Here is a 23,327-nt window from a genome sequence, read left to right on the forward strand (position 1 = left end):
ATGAGTATAAAAGCGCCTTTTGGCGCTTTTTTTGTAAGCGATGTTTATTTTATAAACCCGCAGTGGTATGATAGCGCGCCTTTTGGCTAGGGACCTTGGTCGCAAAGGCCCTAACACTTTTAATTATTGGAGACATCATGTCTAACACAACTTATACTTATGACGCTGAACTTCGCGTAGAAACTGGTACTGGTGCGAGCCGCCGCCTACGTCGCGAAGACAAAGTGCCGGCAATCCTTTATGGAGCTGATAAAGAAGCGGTATCGCTTACTTTTGCTCATAAAGATATGATCAAAGCACAAGAAGACGAAGGCTTTTACACTCACATCCTTACATTAAATGTAGGTGGCGAGAAAGTTGAAGCAATCTTAAAAGATATCCAACGTCACCCTTTCAAGCCTAAGCTTACTCACCTTGATTTCCAACGTGTAGACGCAACTCATAAACTAGTAACTAAGGTTCCTTTACACTTCATCGGTGAAGAGAAAGTAACTAAGTTAGGTGCAACTGTTGTTCACCAGTTAACTGAAGTTGAGATTTCTTGTCTTCCTAAGTCACTTCCAGAATTCATCGAAGTAGACGTATCTGATCTTGTTGCTGGTGATTCAATCCACCTTACAGATCTTGCGTTCCCTAAAGGTGTTCAATCTGTTGAGCTTGGTAAAGGCGAAGGCCACGATCAGTCTATCGTTACTATCAAAGCTAACAAAGCAGCTCCAACTGAAGACGACGCTTCAGACGCTGCAGAATAATATTTAAGGTCTCGCACCTTGAATTCTATTCAAATGCTTGTGGGCCTGGCTAATCCAGGCCCCGAATACGCAAATACACGCCACAACGCAGGTGCTTGGTTCATTCAAGAACTCGCTGCACGCTACAACTGCACGCTAAAACACGACCCTAAATATCACGGCCTTACTGGCAAAGTGATTATTCAAGGCAAAGAATTCAAATTACTGATCCCCACCACTTACATGAACTTAAGTGGCAAAGCGGTGAGTAGTTTAGCCAATTTTTTTAAAATCCCCGTGGAAGACATACTTGTTGCCCATGATGAATTGGATTTAGACCCGGGCGTTGCTAAATTAAAAAAAGGCGGCGGACATGGCGGTCATAATGGCTTAAAAGACATTATTGCAAAAATGGCAAATCAAAAAGACTTTATGCGCTTGCGCATAGGTGTAGGTCATCCAGGACATCGCGAAATGGTCACCGGTTGGGTGCTTGGTAAAGCAGCCAAGGACGATCAAGAAAAAATGGATGCCGCAGTTGATGAAGCAGTTCGTTGTATGGAAATACTTGCTAAAGACGGTGTGTTAAAAGCACAAAACAGACTACATTCGTTTAAACCCTAATTTTTGGGTATACGGTCGCACGTATTAAACGAATCTAAACAAGGTATCTTACTATGGGTTTTAAATGTGGCATCGTTGGCTTGCCTAATGTTGGTAAATCAACACTTTTCAATGCATTGACTAAAGCGGGTATTGAAGCCGCTAACTTTCCTTTTTGTACCATTGAACCTAATACAGGTGTGGTACCGGTGCCAGATCCTCGCCTAGACGAACTTGCTAAAATTGTTAACCCACAACGTATTCTTACAACCAGTATGGAATTTGTGGATATTGCAGGTTTAGTTAAAGGTGCATCGAAAGGTGAAGGCCTAGGCAATCAGTTTTTAGCAAATATCCGTGAAACAGATGCGATTGGTCATGTAGTTCGTTGTTTTGAAGATGAAAACGTTATTCACGTTGCTGGTACTATCGACCCTGCTGACGATATTGACGTGATCAACACCGAGCTAGTACTTGCTGATATGGACAGTGCCGATAAAGCAATGTTCCGTAATGCAAAAAAAGCAAAAGGTGGCGATAAAGACGCTAAAGAGCAAAATGCGGTACTTGAAAAAGTAAAAGTACATCTTGATGAAGGCTTAACTTTACGTTCTTTAGCGCTAACAAAAGAAGAAAAAGCAGCCATTGCGCCTATTAACTTCTTAACTATTAAGCCAACTATGTATATTGCTAACGTGGCTGAAGACGGATTTGAAAATAACCCATTGCTAGATCGTGTCCGTGAAATAGCGGCTGCTGAAGATGCGGTTGTTGTGCCTGTGTGTGCAGCTATCGAATCTGAGCTATCTGAGCTTGACGAAGAAGACAAATTAGAGTTTATGGCTGACCTTGGTCTTGAAGAGCCAGGACTTAACCTTGTTATTCGTGGTGGCTATGAGCTACTACATTTGCAAACTTACTTTACTGCGGGTGTAAAAGAAGTACGTGCATGGACTATCCCAGTGGGTGCAACAGCGCCACAAGCAGCGGGTAAAATTCATACCGACTTTGAACGTGGCTTTATCCGCGCACAAACAATTGCTTTTGATGACTTTATTGCATTTAAAGGTGAAAGCGGTGCAAAAGAAGCAGGTAAAATGCGCCAAGAAGGGAAAGAGTACATTGTTAAAGATGGCGATGTAATGAACTTCTTGTTCAACGTATAATTAAACATTGCACCACGTTAAGTGGCTCATTGTTTTTTAAAGGCTCGTTTTTACGAGCCTTTTTATTTTTCAGCCGAATAAAAGTAATAATTAGTCTACCCTTACTATAGGCTTAGAATTGTAAGGCAAAGCCAAAATTACAATACAAAGCCCACAAAGAGTGTTAAAAAAGCAACGTTTTAATTAAAAAGTAGCCGGTTAGCCTATTTTTCCTGCAAACAAACCAACTTAAGTGTTTTTTTGCAAAAAAGGTGTTGACGAATTTGGGGCATATCAGCATAATACGCCCCGCACTCAGCGATGAAGTGCTAACAAAAAAGATGGCTAAGTAGCTCAGCTGGTTAGAGCACATCACTCATAATGATGGGGTCACAGGTTCAAATCCCGTCTTAGCCACCATTTATTTTTTGTTGCTCAATGAAGAGTTTAAAATAACTACCATTTCTTTGATTAATTCAAAGTGATAATGCGGGAGTGGCGGAATTGGTAGACGCGCTGGATTTAGGTTCCAGTATCTTAGGATGTGAGAGTTCAAGTCTCTCCTTCCGCACCATATTCTTGATAAGAATTAAAATTATCAGCAATTTCTTAGTTGGGATATCGCCAAGCGGTAAGGCACCAGGTTTTGATCCTGGCATTCCCAGGTTCAAATCCTGGTATCCCAGCCAATTTGCACGCTTTTTTGATTGCACCCCCACACTAGCTTCAAAGCCACTAATATTTTTACTTTTATAATCCAATACCACATTTTTTACGATATAAAAAAAGACCCAAGTTTGAGCCTTTTCATCAACTAACTAAGCTCACCACTTATTGCGTATTTTAATACCCAGTTTTTTACCGGCCCTGTATTATTAGCTAACTTTAAAAATGTGCTGCGCGCCCATTTTAATGGGGCTATTTGGTTTGAGAAACCAAAGTAGCAAGCATCCATCATACTCATCATTAATAAATTAGCGTTACGACGACTACGTTCGTACTCTTTAAGCATTAGCGGGCAACCTACATCATCAGCCGTACGCAACACTTCAGCTAAGGCAGCCACATCTTGAAAGCCTAAATTAACGCCCTGTCCTGCCAGAGGATTAATGGTGTGCGCCGCATCACCCACTAAAACGAGTCGCCCTTGTGAATAATTATTAGCATGCTGCCTTGCTAGAGGAAATATAGCATGGCTTTGTACTTCAAAATCACCAGCGAGCTTTGGAAACTTTTCAATAATATGAGCTTTTAATGCGCTAGGTTGTAGGGCTTTAAATGCTTTGAGGGTATTTGCATCGTCATACCAAATTAAATTTGCATAAGGTGCTTGCATAGGTAAAAACGCAACAGGCCCTGTAGGTGTAAACTGCTGCCATGTTTTAACTTGTTGTGGTGCATCGAGCTTTATTAGCACGCCCATACAATGCTGCTGATATTGCCACCCAGTTATACCAATATTGGCTTTGCTACGTAATTGTGATTGCCCACCATCGGCTGCAATGACTAAATCAGCAGTATAGCTTTGTTCGTTATAGTGCAAAGTAATGCTATCAGGGTTTTGCTCTATTGCAGTTAAAGCCGATGAAGGATTAATCATTTCAATATTATGCTGCCCAAATTGCTGCCATAAGCTTGCTTGAATTAACTTATTCTCGATTAAATGACCTAAATGCGTGGTATTGATGGCATGGCAATCAAATAATAAATGATCGTTACCACGCTCAAAGGCTTCTAATTGCTCATAGGGAGCGAGTCTATTTTCGCGCAGCAATGGCATAGCACCAAGCTGATCAAGCAGTTTTTCCGAAAAGCGGTTAATAGCTGATACTCGTATATCAACTTCATCACTGCTAAGCACTAGTAATGCATCTATTGGGTGTTTTTCAATAACACGTACGGCTTTGCCTTGTTGCGCTAATTTAATAGCCATAGCGGCACCAACCATGCCGCCGCCTACTACAATTACATTATTTTTAGCCATGTTTTTCATCATTTTACTTCTGACTTAACTCTGCTTTGATTGTATCGTAATTAGTTTGCTCTGTGTGAGCGCTTCGCTTAATTCTCTTATTAAACCCATACTATATCGATTTCAGATCACAAACATGAAATCTATACTTGGTTTTGAGCGTGTATCCAGCTAAAATACGCGTCCTTTAAGTCGAGCAAAATTTAATAATTGCGCCACTTATACCTGTTTCTAGCACATGTTTGTGCCACTATCGAATTGAACACGAGGCTATATTTCAATGAGCAAAAAGCTGCATATTAAAACCTGGGGTTGTCAGATGAACGAATACGACTCTCAGAAAATGGCTGATCTTCTAGATGCGACCAACGGCTATCAGCTAACTGAAGAAGCTGCTGATGCTGATGTTATATTACTTAACACCTGTTCAATTCGTGAAAAAGCGCAAGAAAAAGTATTCCACCAATTAGGTCGTTGGAAGTTATTAAAAGATGACAAACCAGACCTGATTATTGGTGTTGGCGGCTGTGTAGCATCGCAAGAAGGCGATTCAATTCGTCAACGCGCGCCGTTTGTCGATGTTATTTTTGGTCCACAAACTTTGCACCGTTTACCTGAAATGATCAAACAAGTGCAAGGTAACAAAGGGTCATCAGTGGTTGATATTTCATTCCCAGAGATTGAAAAATTTGACCGTCTTCCTGAGCCAAAAGCAGAAGGTCCTTCTGCGTTTGTATCAATTATGGAAGGGTGTTCTAAATACTGTACTTTCTGTGTTGTACCTTACACGCGTGGTGAAGAAGTAAGTCGCCCTGTTGATGACGTGTTATTAGAGGTTGCACAGTTAGCCGAGCAAGGCGTACGTGAAGTTAACTTACTAGGTCAAAACGTAAATGCGTACCGTGGTGATACACACGATGGTGAAATTTGCTATTTCTCAGACCTTATCCGTTTAGTAGCCGCAATTGACGGGATTGACCGTATTCGTTACACCACTTCACACCCCGTTGAGTTTACGCCTGACATTATTGATGCGTATGCCGATGTACCAGAGCTGGTTGATCACTTACACCTTCCAGTACAAAGTGGCTCAGATCGTGTTTTAAACTTAATGAAACGCGGCCATACTGCACTTGAGTACAAATCAACTATTCGTAAGCTACGTAAAATTCGCCCTAACTTAAGTATGTCGTCAGATTTCATCATAGGTTTCCCAGGTGAAAGCAAGGCCGATTTTGAAGCGACCATGAACCTTATCAACGATATTGGTTTTGATATGAGCTTTAGCTTTATTTACAGTGCACGCCCAGGTACGCCAGCGGCCGATTTGCCAGATGACGTAACCGAGCAAGAGAAAAAAGAGCGCCTGTACTTATTACAAAACCGTATTACACAAATGGCACAGCAAATTAGCCGCCAAATGTTTGATACCGAACAACGTATTTTAGTTGAAGGTCCTTCTAAGAAGAACCCAATGGAATTACGTGGCCGAACTGAAAACAACCGTGTAGTTAACTTTGTTGGCCCACACACAGTGATCGGTCAGTTTGTTGATGTACGTATTACCGAGGCACTACCAAACTCTTTACGTGGCGATTTAATTCGTACAGAATCAGAAATGAACTTACGCCGCGAAATTGCCCCTTCTGCTATTTTAACCAAAGCAGCGAGTGAGCAAAAAACCGAGACAGCTAACGAAATTGGCGTTGCTACTTTCGTACCTTAGTTGCAAAAATTCATTGCGCCAGTTAACTCTGGCGCACTGTAATAGGAAGTAATTTTGAGTAATCAGTTAAAAACATTAGAGATTTATTTAGAACCTGCCGACAACAAACGCCTTTCTTCATTATGTGGCCCGTTTGACGAAAACATCAAACAAATTGAACGCCGTCTAGGTGTTGAAATTATTCATCGTGATAACTTTTTTAAAGTAACCGGTAAACTACACAGTAGCGCTGGCGCGGTAGAGATCTTAAAAAACCTTTATATTGATACTCAGCCTGTACGTGGGGAAATTGGCGAAATTGAACCTGACAACGTCCATTTAGCCATCACTGAGTCTAAAGCGCTTGAGCAAGACACCTCAAGTAGCGCCTACGGCAAAGAAATGATGATTAAAACCCGTCGTGGCGTTATTAAACCGCGTAACGATAACCAAGGCTTGTATGTTGCTAATATTTTGCACCACGACATTACCTTTGGTATTGGCCCTGCGGGTACAGGTAAAACCTATCTTGCCGTTGCGGCGGCAGTTGATGCACTAGAGCGCCAAGAAATACGTCGTATATTGCTCACTCGCCCTGCGGTTGAAGCGGGTGAAAAACTTGGCTTTTTACCCGGTGATTTAAGCCAAAAAATAGACCCTTACTTACGCCCACTTTACGATGCCTTATTTGAAATGCTTGGCTTTGAGCGTGTTGAAAAGCTGATTGAAAAAAACATCATCGAAATTGCGCCACTGGCTTATATGCGCGGACGCACACTTAATGATGCGTTTATTATTTTAGATGAAAGCCAAAATACCACCACAGAGCAAATGAAAATGTTCTTAACCCGTATTGGCTTTAATTCTAAAGCGGTGATCACCGGTGACATAACCCAAGTTGATTTACCTCGGGGAGCGCGCTCTGGCCTTCGTCATGCTATTGAAGTGTTAGATGGCGTTGATGAAATTAGCTTTAACTTTTTCAAATCGCATGATGTAGTACGCCACCCAGTGGTAGCACGTATTGTTGAAGCCTATGAGCGCAACGATGAACGTGAGCGCCTTAAGCGATTAGAGAAACAACAAGCTAAAGAAGCGCTCGCCGCCCATGAGCAACCTGCGACTAAAGAGTAATACCGTGAAAACAGAACTTGATTTACAAATAGCGTGTGAGTTTGACAACTTACCCAGCCTTGAGCAGTTTGCAATGTGGGCCGATAAAGTACTTAGCCAATACCGCGATGAATCTGAGCTGACCATTGTCATTAGCGATGAAGCACAGTCGCAACAGCTCAATAATGACTACCGTGGTAAAAATAAGCCTACCAACGTATTATCGTTTGAATTTGAAGCGCCACCGGGTATTGATATCCCACTTGTGGGTGACTTAATTATTTGTCCAGCCATCGTTTTGGCTGAGGCGCAAGAGCAAGAAAAGTCATTTCATGACCACTTTGCCCATATGGTTATTCATGGATGCTTGCATTTACTTGGATTTGACCATATAAAGAGTGAAGATGCGTTAGAGATGGAAAGTATAGAAAAGCAATTACTTGCTGAACTAAACATAGCAGACCCATACCGGGACGATATTTAAATAAACGGAGCAATTAGACGTAATGAGCGACGATAACTCGCAATCTAGCCAGGGTTCTTCTGGCAGGACTTGGCTGGGCCGTATAACCCACATGTTGCAAGGGGAACCCCAGAATAGAGAAGAGCTGGTTGAGGTGATTGCCGATGCCCAAGAGCGGGATGTAATCGATCCTGAAACCAAAGAAATGATTGAAGGTGTGCTTGGTGTGTCTGAGCTTAAAGTGCGAGATATTATGATACCGCGCTCACAAATGGTCACTTTGGAAATTGATAGCCCGCTTGAAGAGCATATACCTATGATGGTTGACTCTACCCACTCTCGTTTTCCGGTTGTGTGTGAAGATAAAGACCATGTAGAAGGGATTTTACTCGCAAAAGACTTATTACCTCTCATTTTAAACAAAGATGAGCATTTACCATCGCTACGTGACTATTTACGTCCAGCTATGGTGGTGCCTGAAAGTAAACGGGTTGATACCCTGCTTAACGAGTTTCGTCAGCAACGCTACCATATGGCGATTGTGATTGATGAATACGGCGGCGTATCTGGTTTGGTCACCATTGAAGATATTCTTGAGATCATTGTTGGCGAAATCGAAGATGAGCACGATGAAGAAGAAGAACAACAAGATATTCGTCAACTAGCTAAACATGTTTACGTTGTGCAGGCACTAACGCCTGTAGATGACTTTAACGAGCATTTTAAATCAGGCTATAGTTCGCAAGACGCCGATACTATTGGTGGTACCGTATTACATGCCTTTGGCCATATGCCGAGTCGTGGCGAAACCATTGATATAGACGGATTTCAGTTTAAAGTAACTAATTCTGATAACCGTCGTATATTACAACTGCAAGTCACCATTCCTAAGGCTGATGATAACGACAGTGAAGAAACTGCTAACTAGCCTCACCCTACTAGCAAAAGATAAAAAAGCATGGCTCGCACTGGTTGCGGGCCTTGTTTTGACTTTTAGCTACGCGCCTTTTGGTATTTGGCCAATTGTATTTTTTAGCTTGGCCGCATTATTTTATTGTATCCCTGCAAACCTCACCGGAAAAAACCACGCTAAAACGGCGGCTAAATATGGCTTTATATTTGGTCTAGGCTGGTTTGGTGCAGGCATTAGCTGGGTGCATGTATCTATTGCCACCTTTGGTGGTATGCCACTTATCGCTTCCATTTCGTTAATGGTATTACTGTGCAGCTACCTTGCATTATTTCCTGCGTTGGCGCTGTGGGCAACCACTCGTTTTTCAAACGGCTCTATAAGTTTTGCAGCGCTACTACTCCCTTGTTTTGCGATTAGTGAGTATTTGCGAGCCAAGCTGTTAACCGGTTTTCCTTGGTTAAGCTTTGGTTATACACAAACCGACAGTCCACTGAATGCCCTTGCTCCTTTTATTGGTGAATTTGGACTCACGCTATTATGTATTGCCATTGGTTTTGCATTGTACAGCTTAACCCAAAAACAATATAAAGTGCCTGCTATTACCGCTGCTGTGGTTGTTTTAGCTTTTGCAGGTGCACATTTTACAAAGGCACCCCATTACTCCAATAAAGACCTTTCTGTGCTGCTTGTACAAGGTAATATAAAACAACACTTGCGCTTTGACCCCAGTGAGTTTTGGACCACCATGAGTAAGTATCAGGATATGACGCGCCGTCACTGGGATGCTGATTTAATTGTGTGGCCTGAAGCCGCAGTCCCTGAAATAGAAGCCCTCGCTAATTCATATTTAGCAGGCTTAGACAGTGCCGCCTCATTTAATAAAACCGCGCTAGTAACGGGTATTGTCGATTACCAACGCGATACAAGAACCATTTTTAATACGCTGATTGTGGTCGGTAACAAAGAGCAAAATGATGAACACGGCCACTACCGTTACTTAGATAGTAACCGCTATCAAAAGCATCAGTTATTGCCTATTGGAGAATTTGTTCCTTTTGAAGACATACTACGCCCCATAGCTCCGTTATTTGATTTGCCTATGTCGTCGTTCTCTCGCGGTGATAAAGTGCAAAATAACTTACGCGCGAATGGCTTTAATCTACTGCCCGCTATTTGCTATGAAATAGTCTTTGCCGATTTAGTGCGGGGTAACTACAAAAGCGACTCTGATTTACTATTTACCGTAAGCAACGATGCCTGGTTTGGTGATTCAATCGGCCCCCACCAGCATATGCAAATTGCCCGCATGCGCGCCCTTGAACTACAGCGCCCATTGGTACGTGTTACCAACAACGGCATAAGCGGTGTATATGACCCCATAAGCCAAACACGCCAAACTATGCCACAGTTTGAAGCTACTACTCTCAAAGCCAATATAAAGCTCATACAAGGGGATAGCGTGTATAGCCAATACGGCAATATGGTTGTGTGGGGAGTAATGGTGTTGTTGGGTATGATTGGATTTGGGGTTAGGTTTAAGAAGTAAATTATAGCTGATAACTATTAGTGGTCAGCTATCAGTAAGAGAAAGGTTGCTCTGGTATCTAACCAATCTTAGCAAATCTATTTTTTAATCCAGCCTATGCTTAAAATATAACGACTGCCCTTTTCTATTTTTGATACTTGGTGTTGCTCTATATCAGGCCTGAACAGCTTAACTCGGTGGTAATTTATAATTGGGTTGTCACAAATAAACTCACCGCCTTCTTCCGCATGTTTTAGCACAATGTTAAGTCTAAAGTGCTTACCAGTTCTCACTTTATCGGTATGCGGTTTTATTTCACTCCCTTGTGGGAATTTAATTAAGTAGGCATCAAACTTAAACGGAGCGAAAATACAGCAGAGTAGCATTTTGTCGTAGCCTGACTTTTGTCGCCCACGCTCCCAACTAAATAACTTATTTGGCATCTATAATTACTCTAAAAAAACTCGAATACATGCTCTAAAACCACTTAATTTTAAGCTTTGTCGAGTGAACTTTACTTGCTTGTGATCTAAATAAATTGCATTTAATGTCAACATAGCTAATTTGGTTAGGCTCTAGAAAGTTGTCTGTGCTTTTGCCTACACAGTTACCGATAAACTTGCCACTTTCGTCAAATGTAGAAGCAATAACGGTTCCCGTATAAATGCTCTCATCAGTAATATTTTTTATTTCAGCCGCTATTCTTACTTGACCATTTTCTTTGTATATTTCAGAAAGAGTAAGTTTATAGTCATTATTAAATTCATCACTGGTTTCTAATGCTTTATTAGAAACCATTGTTTTGAATCCATTGTCAACATCAGCGGCGATCGTCAGGGCGAACACACTAATGCCACCAAGCATTGCTATTACAAACCCAACTCCCCAAAAAAAGCCTTTTATGCTCTGATTAAAATTATTACTGTCCATTTAATTCCCTTTAGTTTTTACCATTGTATTTCGTTAACAAGATAGCCAAAGTAACTTTTTTCACCGACTAAATTTATTTTCTTGTTTTTAAGTGTTTGTAGCTCTTTAGTATCTAAGTACCAACGTATGGAATAGTTTTTCTTGGTTGATAAGTCTAATAAATTTAGCTTAATACATTGATTGCCGTAATCACTACGACATACTCCTATGCTTGTTAATAAATATTCTTTTGACCAAATTTCTCCCAACCTATGCACTGCCATATATTTGATAGGTACTATGCTTAAAGACCATAACGACATATAAATTAAACATGGGTACATTAGAAAAAGAAACCCTTTAACGAGTTTACTTCCTGTAAAAAATTGGCTTTTAACGTCGTTATTGTTTCTGTATTTTTTCAACAGTATATAGATAATTAACACTGTTAAAATTGGTAGTAACTTAAATTCTATAAAAGCGAAGCGCGCATTCGGTATAAATGCAGGATCATAAAATTCATCCCAATCCAAAGAGAGTCCAATTAGCATAGTAAAAACAAACACGAATAGAAGAAATAAAAAACCCCGTCGTACCTCTTTTTTATAAAACTGCATAAATCACCACTGTATTTCAGTAACAACATAGCCAAAGTAACTTTTTTCACCAACTAAGTTCACTTTTGTATTTTTAAGTTTTAAAAGCTTATGCTTATCTAAATACCACCTGATGGTGTGCTGTTTGTTTGTAGATGTATCTTCAAAGAGTAAACGAACGCAATTCGGCTCATAATCGCTATAACAAGCTTCAGACTCAACTAAGGTATATTCTTCAGACCAATAATCGCCTAAATGATAATGCGCCCATAGTTGAATCGGCGCACAAATGACAGCCCAAAGATACGCATACAGCAAAATGGGTATCATAATGATGCTTAAATACTTAAGTATAATCCCCTCTTGATCAAAGTAAGTATTAAACTCTTCTCTCGCATTTGGCGTTTTTATTAAATGAAATAGAAAGGCAAACACTAAAGAAATAGTAATAAAGCTTAAAATCCAATGACTTAAAAAGTCATAAAAACGGTTAGGAATAAACGAAGGGTCGATTGAAGAGTACCACTCATATAGGCCGACAGGCGCGATCATCATAACAATAAATGCTAGGATAATGAGAATCACACGCTTTTTAGTCATATAAATTAATATCCTTATATTTTATGACATCTTTAATTTAGCTGATATTTTAATTAAGGATTACCTTATCCCAGTATTAAAATAATTAAGTGAACAATTATTACATCAAAACGTATTATTGTTAATAATGGTTTTAAGGAATTACTCATGACCACCAAACAACTCTCATCACTTTTCGTTTTTAACTTACTGTTTGCCACAACCGAGGCAAACGCCAATGCTCGCTGGTATGTAGTGAATGATTCGGTGATGGGTGGCATTTCTAATAGTCAGGTTTTGTATGAAAACGACAATTTAGTGTTTACAGGCAATGTATCGCTTGCAAACAATGGCGGGTTTGCTTCTATTCGAACGCTATTGGATGTAAAAAACCAAAACATTACCAAAATAGTGCTGCGTGTTAAGGGCGATGGTCAAACCTACCAATTACGTTTAAGAACTAATGAGTACATGGATGGGGCGGCTTATACACGTTCGTTCAGTACCACGAAGAGTGAGTGGCTTAATATTGAGTTTTTACCTGAGGATTTTCAGCTTACTTATCGCGGCCGCTTACTTGAACAACAGCCTACAATTAGCTTTAAAGAGATAAAGCAGCTTGGCTTTATGATTGCAGGTAAACAGGCGGGGAAATTTAGGCTTGAGGTTGAAAAAATTGAGTTTAAAAACTAACTTTTCTGCGTACATTACAAGGTTAAATAACCTGAACTAATACAGTTAGACTTTGGTTAAATAGTAAAGTCGTCGCCTCGCCTTTTCATTTCGTTGATTACTAGCTCAATAATTTGTTGTTTTATTGCTGCCTGCTGAGACTTTACCTCACTAAGTTGCAGCTCCAATCTATTTATCTCTTCTTGTTGTTGCTCGGTTTTATACTTTTTAGCTCCCATATGCTCAGCATCCATAGTTAAGCGACTATCGTCTTCAGCTGGCCCATATTGGCTATTATCAATGGTTAAACTGCGTTGTACCGTACTCTGCTTAAGCTTATTTACTTGTTCTTGCAATGCAACCACTTGCTGGGTGAAATATTTATATGCCTTTTCTAAATTTTGATATTGCTCAGCAAATGTTGCGTTATCTTCGCTGTATTTTTGAACCTTAGCATCTAAAAACTCTGATAAAACATAGTCAGGTTCTTCCTCTGATTTATCATCAATGCGTTGCTGTTCTGATTCTATTAAAGGCTGGTTGTTGTAATTAGATGCTTGATATTGGATTGAGGCGGTTGAAATCTTCATTATTTTATCCCTAAAATGAATTTGTCACTATTTTAGGTATCGACTGACGATTTAAATTCTTGAGTAGGATTGGCTAATAAGAGCAAATAAAAAAGCCCGACTTGATTAAAGTAGGGCTTAAAGTGTTTTTTACTTTAAAATTACGACTCTATAGCCAGTAATTCCACCTCAAAAATAAGCAATGATGCAGGCGGGATGCTGCCTACTCGCTTTTCACCATAGGCGAGCTGATGCGGTATATAAAACTGAAATTTATCGCCCGGGCTCATCAGTTGCAGACCCTCAGTCCAGCCTTTTATAACTTGGTGCAAGCCAAAGCTAATCGGCGTTTTACGCTCCACTGAGCTGTCAAATACAGTGCCGTCGATTAAAGTGCCGTGATAATGCACTTTCACCATACTCGTTGAGCTAGGTGTATTTTCGCTATCCCCTTTATGGATTATTTTATATTGCAAGCCAGACGCGGTTTCTTGAACGCCTTCTACCTTTGCATTGGCAATTAAGTAATCACTTTCAATTTGCGCATTAGCGATTGCTTGCTGCTTGGCTTTTTTACTGTTTTTAAAAATCAAAACGCAAAAAATAGCGATAGCAATCAGTAAAATAATATTGATCATAACTCCCCTTTTTCATCTTCTGAGTCGTCTTTATCGTCGCTGTTATCGCCGTTAACAATATCAGCAATATCTTTTAATCGTGCTAATGCAATGCCATTCACTGAATCTACTGGGTACTGCTCATCAAGCATGTCACCCGCGTCAATATCCATTAGTAAGTTTAGCGCTTGGTCAACTGTTTCAACGGCGAAAATATTAAATTTACCCAGTTCAACCGCATTCAGTATTTCATCATCAAGTACTAAGTTAACTTGGTTTGATTTTGGAATAATAACGCCTTGCTCGCCCGTTAAACCACGCATTTTACATAGCTTAAAGAAGCCTTCTATTTTTTCATTTACGCCACCGATTGCTTGCACATCACCATGCTGATTAATAGAGCCGGTTAGTGCAATAGATTGGCTTATTGGTAAACTGGTGATCGCCGATATTAGCGCACAAAGTTCAGCTAATGAGGCGCTATCACCATCTATGTAGCCATAGCTTTGTTCAATGGCTATATTCGCACTGAGTGTTAAGCTAAAGTGTTGCGCATATTTGTTACCTAAATAACCGGTAAGCAACATTACCCCTTTTGAGTGAATTGCTTTACCCAGCTCAGCTTCGCGTTCCACATCAATAACGCCATCAGCACCCGCATAAACAGTGGCGGTAATGCGTGCAGGTGTACCAAACGAAGTATCACCAATGTGCAGTACCGTTAAACCGTTTACTTTACCTACGGCTTGCCCGTCGGTCGCAATTAAGGTGTGGCCTTCTTTTATATCGCTGAGCATATTTTCACTAATTTGCCCTGTACGGTATTGTTTGCCTTCAATCGCTTCGTCAATATGGCGAGCATCAATCACCGTCAGCTTATCTTGCTTAGCGTAAAAACTAGCCTCAGCCACAAGCTCTAGTACATCAGCAAAACGGGCTGAGAGTTTATTATGGTGCTCAGCTTGGCGATAACTAAACTTAAGCAATCGCACCATTGCTGATTCGTTTAACGTGCACTTTAATGTTTGCTCGCAGTAATCACTGACTTTAGTAATAAACTGATACTGCAGCTTATCGCTGCTTGGTAAGTAATAATCAAAATCGGCAAGTACTCTAAATAACTCGGCAAATTCTTCGTCGTATTCACCGATGGTGTAATAAAGTTCACGTGAGCCGAGTAAAATAATTTTCACATCAAGCGGTATTAACTGCGGGCGAAGCGTAAAGCTACTGCCAACTACACTGTCTTGATAAGGTAAGTCATTTTTTATTTGATGCGTTTTTAGCGACAGCTTTAGCCCATCCCACACTTGGGGTTGAGCCATTACTTTTTCAGCATCCATAATTAAATAGCCGCCATTCGCGCGGTGCAATGCACCTGGTTGAATTGATCGATAGCTGGTAATTAACGACCCTTGCGATGTGGCATATTCAATTTTGCCAAAAATATTACCAAAAGTGGGGTTCGGCTCGTAAACAACCGGTGCCGCATCGCCTTCTTTATATTCGACCAAAATATTAGGCGCAAAAAAGTCGGTAAGCATGCCTTTACGATCAAAGTCTTCTTTGTTTTCTTCGCTTTCACCTTCATCATCAAGCCATTCAAGGACGGCATCAATAATTTCTACACGTATATCTTTTAAATAACGCAGTACACCAATATGGCTGGCATATTTATGTTCTAAATCTTTTAATAACGGTTTAGTGGCTTGCTCAGCAGTAGACTTTTTAAGGTTGCGGAGCTTTTCTTTCGACTCTCGTTTCCAGCGCGGTAACTCAATAAGCGCCTCAATGAGGGCATCTTCTAATTTTTCTATACGCTCAAAAAACATCTCGCGTAAGTCATCTTCAAGATCAGAAAACTCATTATCGGTAAGTTGTTTACCATCAATCAGCGGTGCAAAGCCGACTACACCTTTTTCTTCAATTAGTGCCACACTTTGTTCAAGTGCTGCTATTTCTACTGCGGTAATTGCGCCGTCGTAAGCATCGTTAAATTCACGATCTATCGATTTTTTCTTGCGCTGATAGGCTGGGTTATCAAATGCAGCAGGAAAAGTGTCGAGTACTTCATCAATAAATGAGTCAATATCATCGGCTAGTTGTTTGCTTTGCCCTGCATGCATAAATAACGCAATAGGCTCACGGTGATCGTCGTAGTTATTAACATATAACCATTCATGCGGTGTTGTGCGCTCTTTAGCGTGTTGTTTTAATTTGTCTTTTACTAAAGTAAAACGCCCGTGTGCCGCCTCTCCCATCACGTAAACATTGTAACCCGGTAGGTCCATTCCTAAAGAAAAGTCCAATGCACTTTGCGCACGTTGTTGGCCTATAAAGGTAAGTTGCTCAGGGTATGGATTACTCATGCAAGTGTTTACATGGCTCGATGAAATACTCGGTGCAAGATTTGATACGGGTAGTGGCAGCAATTTTTTCGTCATTCTAACTTCTTTTTTTACCAGCATATTCGCTAGGTTTTGGACGTATTGAGTGGCTATATAAGCCACTCAATATTCATATTTAAGGTTGTAAAGCCTGGCGGCTAAAATAGATGCCATCACACTGTGTACACTGAATAATTTGCGTTGCATGATAAACATCGTAACTATGGTTGCAATTCTTACATACTAATGTGCCCATGGCTATCCATTCACCTGCGTGATAAACACCATTATGCTTAAAATCTTCACTTAATGACTGCCATTCAAGCTGTGTTTTGTCTTCAATATGAGAAAGCTCAAACCACAATGACTCTTTAAGCTCCTGCCATGCAAGCGAATTATAGTAGTTGTTATTTTCTTGTAGATGAGAAATGTCACGCATTAGGTAATTACGATAAAGATAATATTTTTCTTCACCTAAATCTTTAAGTGTCTGCTCGGATTCAATAAATCGCTTTACTGCTGCTTTAACTTCATGCTCTTTTACATCTTTTAACCAATCGGTTAAATCGCTTAGCCATGCTCTGTAATCTGCCATTTTTTACTCCTTCAAAATTGTGAGGGGACTGATATTTATACGGCGCTATTAGCTGTTGATAAAAACAACACCATACAGGCTTTGTTTAGGGTCTGTTGACCTTTCAAGGTTAAATTTGCAGCAGTCTGTTTGGTATTTAGGCAAGGCAGAGCCTATGTGGTGTGGTTATTCCCCATAAATAGGCGATAACGCAGCATCAATGCCAAACAGGCGCTGCCCGAAGGGTTCTGCCTAGGGGTGATTTACTCTTTGTTGCTCGGTTTTTACTTAGCCCACTAGGTTACAAACCTCGCGTCGCGATTAAATCGCCCCTAGTTTGAACAAATTGTAATCCACAAAGATCAACAGACCCTAGCTTAAACCTCAAATACTTGCGTGTAAACTTAACTAAAAAGATTAACAAACGCTAAGTTAAAACTGACTCCTAACATAGATAAGTATAGGTTAACCTGCACTGAAAACTAATTTAGCGGCAAATTTATAAAAAGCGCCGCTTTGGCGCTGTGAATAACGCTTTATTTGGGGTATCCTATCGACAATTTTTTATTAGTATGCAAGAAGTTTGGAAACGTAAATGCAAGAGCAATATAACCCACAAGACATAGAGTCAAAAGTCCAACGCTACTGGGAAGAAAACCAAGTATTTAAAGTCACAGAAGACGAGAGCAAAGAAAAGTACTACTGCCTCTCAATGTTTCCTTACCCAAGTGGTCGACTGCATATGGGTCATGTGCGTAACTACACCATTGGTGACGTGGTTTCTCGCTTTCAGCGCTTGCAAGGCAAAAACGTAATGCAACCTATGGGTTGGGATGCGTTTGGTTTACCTGCAGAAAACGCGGCTATTAAAAATAAAACAGCCCCTGCAAAGTGGACTTACGAAAATATTGATTACATGCGTAACCAGCTTAAGCAATTAGGGTTTGGCTACGACTGGGATCGCGAAATTGCGACGTGTCACCCAGAATATTATAAATGGGAACAATGGTTCTTCACTAAGCTTTACGAAAAAGGCCTAGTGTACAAAAAAATGTCAACGGTTAACTGGGATCCTGTGGATCAAACAGTATTAGCTAACGAACAAGTAATTGATGGTCGTGGTTGGCGTTCAGGCGCAGTAGTAGAACAAAAAGAAATTCCACAGTGGTTTATTAAAATTACCGACTATGCTCAAGAGCTATTAGACGACTTAGACAAACTAGAAGATTGGCCTGAGCAAGTTAAAACTATGCAGCGCAACTGGATTGGTCGCTCTGAAGGATTAGATATCGAGTTTACGCGTACCGACAATAACGAAAAATTTAGTGTATACACCACTCGTCCAGATACATTTATGGGCGTGACATACCTAGCCGTTGCCGGTGGCCACCCAATCGCGCAAGAAGCGGCTAAAAACAACGACGCGATTGCGATGTTTGTTGAAGAGTGTAAAAACACTAAAGTTGCTGAAGCGGATATGGCAACCATGGAGAAAAAAGGCATTGCAACGGGCTTTTACGCCACGCATCCATTAACGGGCGAGCAAGTGCCTATTTGGGTTGCAAACTTTGTATTGATGCATTACGGCTCAGGCGCGGTAATGGCAGTACCAGCGCACGACCAACGTGACTTTGAATTTGCCACCGCTTACGGCCTCGATATTAAACAAGTTATTGCCCCTGCTGAAGGTTCTGAGCTTGAAGTAAACCTAAGCAAAGAAGCATTCACCGAAAAAGGCGTACTGGTTAACTCCGGTGAATTTGATGGCCTTGATTTTGAACACGCCTTTAACGCTGTTGCCGACAAACTAGAAGCATTAGGTGTAGGTGAGCGTAAAGTAAACTTCCGTCTTCGCGATTGGGGCGTAAGTCGCCAACGTTACTGGGGCTCTCCAATCCCAATGTTGAGCGATGAAAACGGTAACGAGCTTGCTGCCACTGAAGATATGCTCCCTGTGCGTTTACCAGAAGATGTGGTAATGAATGGTGTTACATCGCCAATTAAAGCCGATCCGAATTGGGCTAAAACAACTGTAAACGGTGTACCCGCTACTCACGAAACAGATACTTTTGACACCTTTATGGAATCATCGTGGTATTACGCTCGCTACTGTAGCCCACGTCATGACGAAGGCATGTTAGACCCTGCAGCCGCTAACTACTGGTTACCAGTAAACCAATACATCGGTGGTATTGAGCACGCTATATTGCACTTATTATATTCGCGCTTTTTCCACAAATTATTACGTGACTTTGGTTTAGTTAATTCAGATGAACCATTCGACCGCTTACTTTGTCAAGGTATGGTACTTGCTGAAACATTTTATCGTAAAGATGAAAAAGGTGGCGACATTTGGATTTCGCCAAGTGATGTAAACACCGAAACCGACGACAAAGGTCGCGTAACTAAGGCATGGCATAAAGATGATGGTGAACCGGTGTTCTCATCTGGCATGAGCAAAATGTCTAAGTCGAAAAACAACGGTATAGACCCACAAGAAGTTATTGCCCAATACGGTGCAGATACAGTGCGTTTATTTATGATGTTTACTGCACCACCAGAGCAAACACTTGAATGGTCAGATTCAGGCGTTGAAGGCGCACATCGTTTCTTAAAGCGTGTGTGGAAATATGCGGTAGATGTTAAAACAGTAGGTTACCAAGCACTTGATAAATCGGCGCTTACTAATCCGCAAAAAGTACTACGTCGTGAGCTACACAAAGCAATCGCAAAAGTGAGCGATGATGTAGAACGTCGTCAAACCTTTAACACCGCTATTGCCGCAATTATGGAGCTTTCTAACAAGCTATTAAAAGCGCCATTAAGTGACACACAAGATGTTGCCATTGCTAACGAGGCACTGGAAGCATTAATAATTATGCTGGCACCTATTACACCGCATTTATCGCATCAATTATGGCAAGACCTAGGTAAAGGAGGTGATATTTTAGATGCGGCATGGCCAAAAGTTGACGAATCTGCTCTTGTTGAAGATGAAAAACTAATCATCGTACAAGTAAACGGTAAGCTGCGTGCAAAACTAACAGTGGCTGCTGATGCTACGCAAGAGCAAGTAGAAGCTTTGGCATTTGCAGAGTCTAACGTGACTAAATTTACTGATGGTGCAACGATACGCAAAGTCATTTATGTACCAGGTAAATTACTTAACGTGGTAGCTAACTAATATGGCTGCTTTAAACGCCATTAAAAACGGACTAGCCTTAGTGCTAGTCTGTTTTTTGTTATCGAGCTGTGGCTTTCATCTTAAAAAAGCATCAAGCCTACCCGATGATTTAAAACAGCTAACGCTTGTGGGGGATGATCAAAAATCTGCTTTATTTAGCTATTTGCAAAGCGAACTGGCTATGAGCGATGTCACTTTAGTGCCTGCAAGTAAACAATCAGCGCAGCTTTATTTATTTAAAGAACAACTAGAGCGTCAAACCTTATCGTTGTTCCAAAACGGACAAGTAGCTGAGTACGAACTGGCATACAGCGTAAGTTATGTAGTAAAACGCCCGAAACAAAAAGCCATCGAAAAACGCTTTGAGTTAAACCGTAACTACCAAGACGATCCAGATAACGCACTAGCAAAAGCAAAAGAGCTTGAGCTGCTAATTAGCGAAATTCGCCAACAAGCGAGTCGTCGTATTGTTAGAGAGTTGTCGCAACTATAATGCGTTGTTATGCAAATCAGCTATCGAGTGAATTAAAAAAAGGCTTAAAACCTTTTTATTTGGTTTTTGGCGAAGAGCCTTTTCAAGAAGCGCAATGTGTACAGCTCATTCGCGACACGGCAAAGGCACAAGGATTTGATGAAGTAATTAAATTCACTTTAGCTCAGGGCTTTGATTGGCAAGAAATAATCGCGCAATACCAAAGTATGTCGTTGTTTAGCGCGCGCACTATTATTGAGCTTGATTTAAACCAGCAAAAACCGGGGACACCCGGCGCAAACACCTTTAAAAAAATAGTAGAGCTTGAAAACCCTGATACGATCTTAATCGTAAAAGGCGCTAAGGCCAGTCAAGATGTTCAGCGCGGCGCGTGGTTTAAAGCACTTGATAAGCATGGGTTATTTGTACCCTGTTACCCACTTAGCGGAAATCACTTAAAGCGTTGGCTTGATGAGCAGTGCCAACGCTTGTCACTAAATATTCAAAACGAGGCCAAACTCAGTTTAATTAATGCCACTGAAGGCAACTTACTTGCGTGTTACCAAGAGCTTGAAAAACTAGCATTAATACACGGTGACGCTCTGATCACGCAACAGCTGGTGATGCAAGGACTACTAAACCAAGCTAAGTTTGATATTTTTGATTTAAATGATGCGCTTTTAAACGGCCACACCGCTCAGGCTATAAAAGTACTTAACAAACTTGCCAGTGATAACACTGAGGTTGTGAGTATCTTATGGGCCATCAATAAAGACCTTAATACATTATTGAGTGTGCAGCAGGGATTATTGCAAGGTGAGTCATTAGCAACCTTATTTAAACAAAAAGCGATTTGGAAAAATCAACAAGCGCCAGTACAAACAGCCATTAACAGGCTAAACATTCATACCCTAGAGAATATTAGCAGTGAACTGGCATTGTTTGATGCAAGTTACAAGCAAGGCGCATTGATTGCCCCTTACCAAGCATTGGCGCATATTTGCATTAAGTTCTGCCAACCGCTCGATATTCCACTTCCCTGCCATAGTAACCGTCAGTAAAGGGAAATACATGATTGCAATTTTTGGTGGTACTTTTGATCCCGTTCATTTGGGACACCTTAATATGGCGCAGCAATGCGTTGCGACCTTTAAATTACACTCACTCTATTTTATGCCCTGTGCAATACCCGCACACAAAGCGGCACCGGGGATCAGCACCGAGCATCGTATAGCAATGCTTAAAGCCGCAATTACACCTTATGCGCCGTTCAAACTTGATTTACGAGAACTGCAACGCAGCGGCCCGTCGTATTCTTTATTAAGTTTGCAAGAGCTAAGAGCAGAAAACCCCGATACCCCTATTTTATTTTTAATTGGCATGGACTCATTCAACAATTTCGATAAATGGTATCAATGGCAAACAATAACTCGCCTTTGTCATCTGGTGGTGTATCAACGCCCTGGCCAAATTTGTGATACACAGGGTGAACTTAAATGCTATCAACATAACGCTGTTACCACTGATATTGCCTTGCTGCAAAAAACAAATGCCGGACACCTTTACTTTTTAGAGGGGGAACAGCTGGATGCCGCATCCAGCGAGATCCGTCAAGCCCTTAAAAAAAGTACTAAAAAGAGTGAACTATTACCCGACGCCGTGAGTCACTATATTAAGCAGCACCAGCTTTATCAAGAGTGATTGGTATAAACCCCTCAGCGTGTTAAAATAACCGCTATTAAATTTTAAATTGAGACAAAACCTTGGATTCGAAACAACTACTCGCTTTTGCACTAGACAAAATTGACGATATGAAAGCACGTGATGTGATTCAACTTGACGTAACTGGCAGCTCAGACGTAACCGATTACATGATTGTATGTTCAGGCACATCAAGACGTCATGTATTGTCAATTGCTGATAACTTAGCAAAAGAAGCTCGCCACGCTGGTGAAGAGCCATTAGGGTATGAAGGCCAAAGCGATGGTGAATGGGCACTCGTTGATTTAGGTGATGTGATTGTTCACGTTATGCAAGATCAAGCACGTAGCTATTACGATCTAGAAAAGCTTTGGGGCTAATTGCTCCCTATTTTAGACAACGCTTGGAAGTAACGTCGTGAAAATACAAATGATTGCTGTTGGTACAAAAATGCCAGCATGGGTAGAGACAGGTTTTGCAGAGTATCAACGCCGCTTTCCCAAAGATATGGCATTGGAACTCATTGAGATCCCTGCTGGTAAACGTGGAAAAAATGCCGATATAAAGCGTATTTTGCACATTGAAGGTGAAAAAACCTTAGCCGCCATACCTAAAGGCAATCGTATTGTCACACTAGAAGTAACCGGTAAAGCACTGGATACTCATCAACTAGCGAAAAACATGGAAAAGTGGCAACTAGATGGTCGCGATGTCAGTTTATTAATTGGCGGACCTGAAGGCTTAGCCCCAGAGTGTATTGCTGCCTCTGAGCAAAAATGGTCGTTATCAAATTTAACGCTCCCACACCCTTTAGTACGCATTATTGTTGCTGAAAGCCTCTACAGAGGCTGGAGCTTAAATAACAACCATCCTTATCATCGCGAGTAGTTTCTTGCC

The 23,327-nt window shown here is 41.0% G+C and carries 24 protein-coding genes and 3 tRNA genes; 18 read left to right on the forward strand and 9 right to left on the reverse strand.

Annotated features, from left to right (window positions below):
* The first annotated feature begins 137 nt into the window (after nucleotides 1–137).
* The 6 genes from PSM_RS09665 to PSM_RS09690 all read left to right on the forward strand — a co-directional run bounded on the left by PSM_RS09665 (nucleotide 138) and on the right by PSM_RS09690 (nucleotide 3,168).
* The gene (locus tag PSM_RS09665; protein ID WP_013465331.1) at nucleotides 138–752 is read left to right on the forward strand and encodes a 50S ribosomal protein L25/general stress protein Ctc; all 615 of its coding nucleotides are present in this window, start codon (nucleotides 138–140) and stop codon (nucleotides 750–752) included.
* 18 nt (nucleotides 753–770) lie between these two features.
* Nucleotides 771–1,355: an aminoacyl-tRNA hydrolase gene (pth, locus tag PSM_RS09670; RefSeq protein ID WP_008467968.1), complete on the forward strand. Its 585-nt coding sequence runs from the start codon at nucleotides 771–773 to the stop codon at nucleotides 1,353–1,355.
* Nucleotides 1,356–1,408: 53 nt separating this feature from the next.
* Nucleotides 1,409–2,500: a redox-regulated ATPase YchF gene (ychF, locus tag PSM_RS09675; RefSeq protein WP_008467970.1), complete on the forward strand. Its 1,092-nt coding sequence runs from the start codon at nucleotides 1,409–1,411 to the stop codon at nucleotides 2,498–2,500.
* Nucleotides 2,501–2,822: 322 nt separating this feature from the next.
* Nucleotides 2,823–2,899, forward strand: a tRNA-Met gene (locus PSM_RS09680).
* Between the two features lie 69 nt (nucleotides 2,900–2,968).
* Nucleotides 2,969–3,053 (forward strand) — tRNA-Leu (locus PSM_RS09685).
* 40 nt (nucleotides 3,054–3,093) lie between these two features.
* A tRNA-Gln gene (locus tag PSM_RS09690) sits at nucleotides 3,094–3,168 on the forward strand.
* Nucleotides 3,169–3,293: 125 nt separating this feature from the next.
* Here the strand turns inward: PSM_RS09690 and PSM_RS09695 are convergent.
* On the reverse strand, nucleotides 3,294–4,475 hold the full coding sequence (locus PSM_RS09695; protein WP_029609894.1) for an FAD-dependent monooxygenase: 1,182 nt from the start codon (nucleotides 4,473–4,475) through the stop codon (nucleotides 3,294–3,296).
* 256 nt (nucleotides 4,476–4,731) lie between these two features.
* Here PSM_RS09695 and miaB point away from each other — a divergent pair, with 256 nt between their 5' ends.
* The 5 genes from miaB to lnt are packed head-to-tail and all read left to right on the forward strand — an operon-like array spanning nucleotide 4,732 to nucleotide 10,191.
* On the forward strand, nucleotides 4,732–6,177 hold the full coding sequence (gene miaB / locus PSM_RS09700) for a tRNA (N6-isopentenyl adenosine(37)-C2)-methylthiotransferase MiaB (protein WP_008467975.1): 1,446 nt from the start codon (nucleotides 4,732–4,734) through the stop codon (nucleotides 6,175–6,177).
* A 54-nt stretch (nucleotides 6,178–6,231) separates the two neighbouring features.
* Nucleotides 6,232–7,290 carry a PhoH family protein gene (locus PSM_RS09705; RefSeq protein WP_008115160.1) on the forward strand — a complete coding sequence of 353 codons (1,059 nt, stop codon included), beginning with the start codon at nucleotides 6,232–6,234 and terminating at the stop codon, nucleotides 7,288–7,290.
* A gap of 4 nt (nucleotides 7,291–7,294) precedes the next feature.
* The gene (gene ybeY, locus PSM_RS09710) at nucleotides 7,295–7,753 is read left to right on the forward strand and encodes an rRNA maturation RNase YbeY (RefSeq protein ID WP_008115159.1); all 459 of its coding nucleotides are present in this window, start codon (nucleotides 7,295–7,297) and stop codon (nucleotides 7,751–7,753) included.
* A 22-nt stretch (nucleotides 7,754–7,775) separates the two neighbouring features.
* Nucleotides 7,776–8,660, forward strand: coding sequence for a CNNM family magnesium/cobalt transport protein CorC (gene corC / locus PSM_RS09715; protein WP_013465334.1), 885 nt, complete (start codon nucleotides 7,776–7,778; stop codon nucleotides 8,658–8,660).
* The gene (lnt, locus tag PSM_RS09720) at nucleotides 8,641–10,191 is read left to right on the forward strand and encodes an apolipoprotein N-acyltransferase (RefSeq protein WP_029609895.1); all 1,551 of its coding nucleotides are present in this window, start codon (nucleotides 8,641–8,643) and stop codon (nucleotides 10,189–10,191) included. Before corC ends, lnt begins: the two co-directional genes overlap by 20 nt.
* A 77-nt stretch (nucleotides 10,192–10,268) precedes the next feature.
* On the opposite strand, the gene PSM_RS09725 is transcribed toward lnt, so the two are convergent.
* Genes PSM_RS09725 through PSM_RS09740 form a run of 4 tightly spaced genes read right to left on the reverse strand, consistent with a single transcriptional unit; the run spans nucleotide 10,269 to nucleotide 12,275 of the window.
* A complete protein-coding gene (locus tag PSM_RS09725) occupies nucleotides 10,269–10,613 on the reverse strand; it encodes a 2OG-Fe(II) oxygenase (RefSeq protein ID WP_013465336.1) in 345 nt (114 codons plus the stop codon).
* Nucleotides 10,614–10,647: 34 nt separating this feature from the next.
* Entirely contained in the window at nucleotides 10,648–11,100 is a 453-nt protein-coding gene (locus PSM_RS09730) for an FxLYD domain-containing protein (RefSeq protein WP_013465337.1), read from the reverse strand.
* A 17-nt stretch (nucleotides 11,101–11,117) separates the two neighbouring features.
* On the reverse strand, nucleotides 11,118–11,696 hold the full coding sequence (locus PSM_RS09735) for a hypothetical protein (RefSeq protein WP_008467987.1): 579 nt from the start codon (nucleotides 11,694–11,696) through the stop codon (nucleotides 11,118–11,120).
* A 3-nt stretch (nucleotides 11,697–11,699) separates the two neighbouring features.
* Nucleotides 11,700–12,275, reverse strand: coding sequence for a hypothetical protein (locus PSM_RS09740; RefSeq protein ID WP_013465338.1), 576 nt, complete (start codon nucleotides 12,273–12,275; stop codon nucleotides 11,700–11,702).
* A gap of 147 nt (nucleotides 12,276–12,422) precedes the next feature.
* Here PSM_RS09740 and PSM_RS09745 point away from each other — a divergent pair, with 147 nt between their 5' ends.
* A complete protein-coding gene (locus PSM_RS09745) occupies nucleotides 12,423–12,947 on the forward strand; it encodes a CIA30 family protein (protein WP_013465339.1) in 525 nt (174 codons plus the stop codon).
* Between the two features lie 56 nt (nucleotides 12,948–13,003).
* Here PSM_RS09745 and PSM_RS09750 read toward each other — a convergent pair whose 3' ends face one another.
* From PSM_RS09750 to PSM_RS09765, 4 genes are all read right to left on the reverse strand, one after another.
* Nucleotides 13,004–13,516, reverse strand: a complete 513-nt coding sequence (locus tag PSM_RS09750) for a hypothetical protein (protein ID WP_013465340.1) — start codon at nucleotides 13,514–13,516, stop codon at nucleotides 13,004–13,006.
* Nucleotides 13,517–13,656: 140 nt separating this feature from the next.
* Entirely contained in the window at nucleotides 13,657–14,133 is a 477-nt protein-coding gene (locus PSM_RS09755) for an FKBP-type peptidyl-prolyl cis-trans isomerase (protein WP_013465341.1), read from the reverse strand.
* Nucleotides 14,130–16,556, reverse strand: coding sequence for a Lon protease family protein (locus PSM_RS09760; RefSeq protein ID WP_236613510.1), 2,427 nt, complete (start codon nucleotides 16,554–16,556; stop codon nucleotides 14,130–14,132). The genes PSM_RS09755 and PSM_RS09760 overlap by 4 nt, the downstream gene beginning before the upstream one ends.
* A gap of 79 nt (nucleotides 16,557–16,635) precedes the next feature.
* Nucleotides 16,636–17,094: a zinc ribbon-containing protein gene (locus PSM_RS09765; RefSeq protein WP_013465343.1), complete on the reverse strand. Its 459-nt coding sequence runs from the start codon at nucleotides 17,092–17,094 to the stop codon at nucleotides 16,636–16,638.
* Between the two features lie 574 nt (nucleotides 17,095–17,668).
* Here PSM_RS09765 and leuS point away from each other — a divergent pair.
* From leuS to rlmH, 6 genes are all read left to right on the forward strand, one after another.
* The gene (leuS, locus tag PSM_RS09770) at nucleotides 17,669–20,257 is read left to right on the forward strand and encodes a leucine--tRNA ligase (protein WP_013465344.1); all 2,589 of its coding nucleotides are present in this window, start codon (nucleotides 17,669–17,671) and stop codon (nucleotides 20,255–20,257) included.
* A gap of 1 nt (nucleotide 20,258) precedes the next feature.
* Nucleotides 20,259–20,750, forward strand: coding sequence for an LPS-assembly lipoprotein LptE (locus PSM_RS09775; RefSeq protein WP_013465345.1), 492 nt, complete (start codon nucleotides 20,259–20,261; stop codon nucleotides 20,748–20,750).
* A complete protein-coding gene (gene holA / locus PSM_RS09780) occupies nucleotides 20,750–21,790 on the forward strand; it encodes a DNA polymerase III subunit delta (protein ID WP_013465346.1) in 1,041 nt (346 codons plus the stop codon). Before PSM_RS09775 ends, holA begins: the two co-directional genes overlap by 1 nt.
* Before the next feature lie 10 nt (nucleotides 21,791–21,800).
* Nucleotides 21,801–22,430: a nicotinate-nucleotide adenylyltransferase gene (gene nadD, locus PSM_RS09785; RefSeq protein ID WP_013465347.1), complete on the forward strand. Its 630-nt coding sequence runs from the start codon at nucleotides 21,801–21,803 to the stop codon at nucleotides 22,428–22,430.
* Nucleotides 22,431–22,492: 62 nt separating this feature from the next.
* Nucleotides 22,493–22,810 (forward strand): ribosome silencing factor, encoded by a 318-nt coding sequence (gene rsfS, locus PSM_RS09790; protein ID WP_013465348.1) that lies wholly within the window; start codon nucleotides 22,493–22,495, stop codon nucleotides 22,808–22,810.
* 37 nt (nucleotides 22,811–22,847) lie between these two features.
* A complete protein-coding gene (rlmH, locus tag PSM_RS09795; RefSeq protein ID WP_002958522.1) occupies nucleotides 22,848–23,318 on the forward strand; it encodes a 23S rRNA (pseudouridine(1915)-N(3))-methyltransferase RlmH in 471 nt (156 codons plus the stop codon).
* Nucleotides 23,319–23,327: the final 9 nt, after the last annotated feature.

Source organism: Pseudoalteromonas sp. SM9913 (assembly GCF_000184065.1).
GTDB classification, from domain to species: Bacteria; Pseudomonadota; Gammaproteobacteria; order Enterobacterales; family Alteromonadaceae; genus Pseudoalteromonas; species Pseudoalteromonas tetraodonis.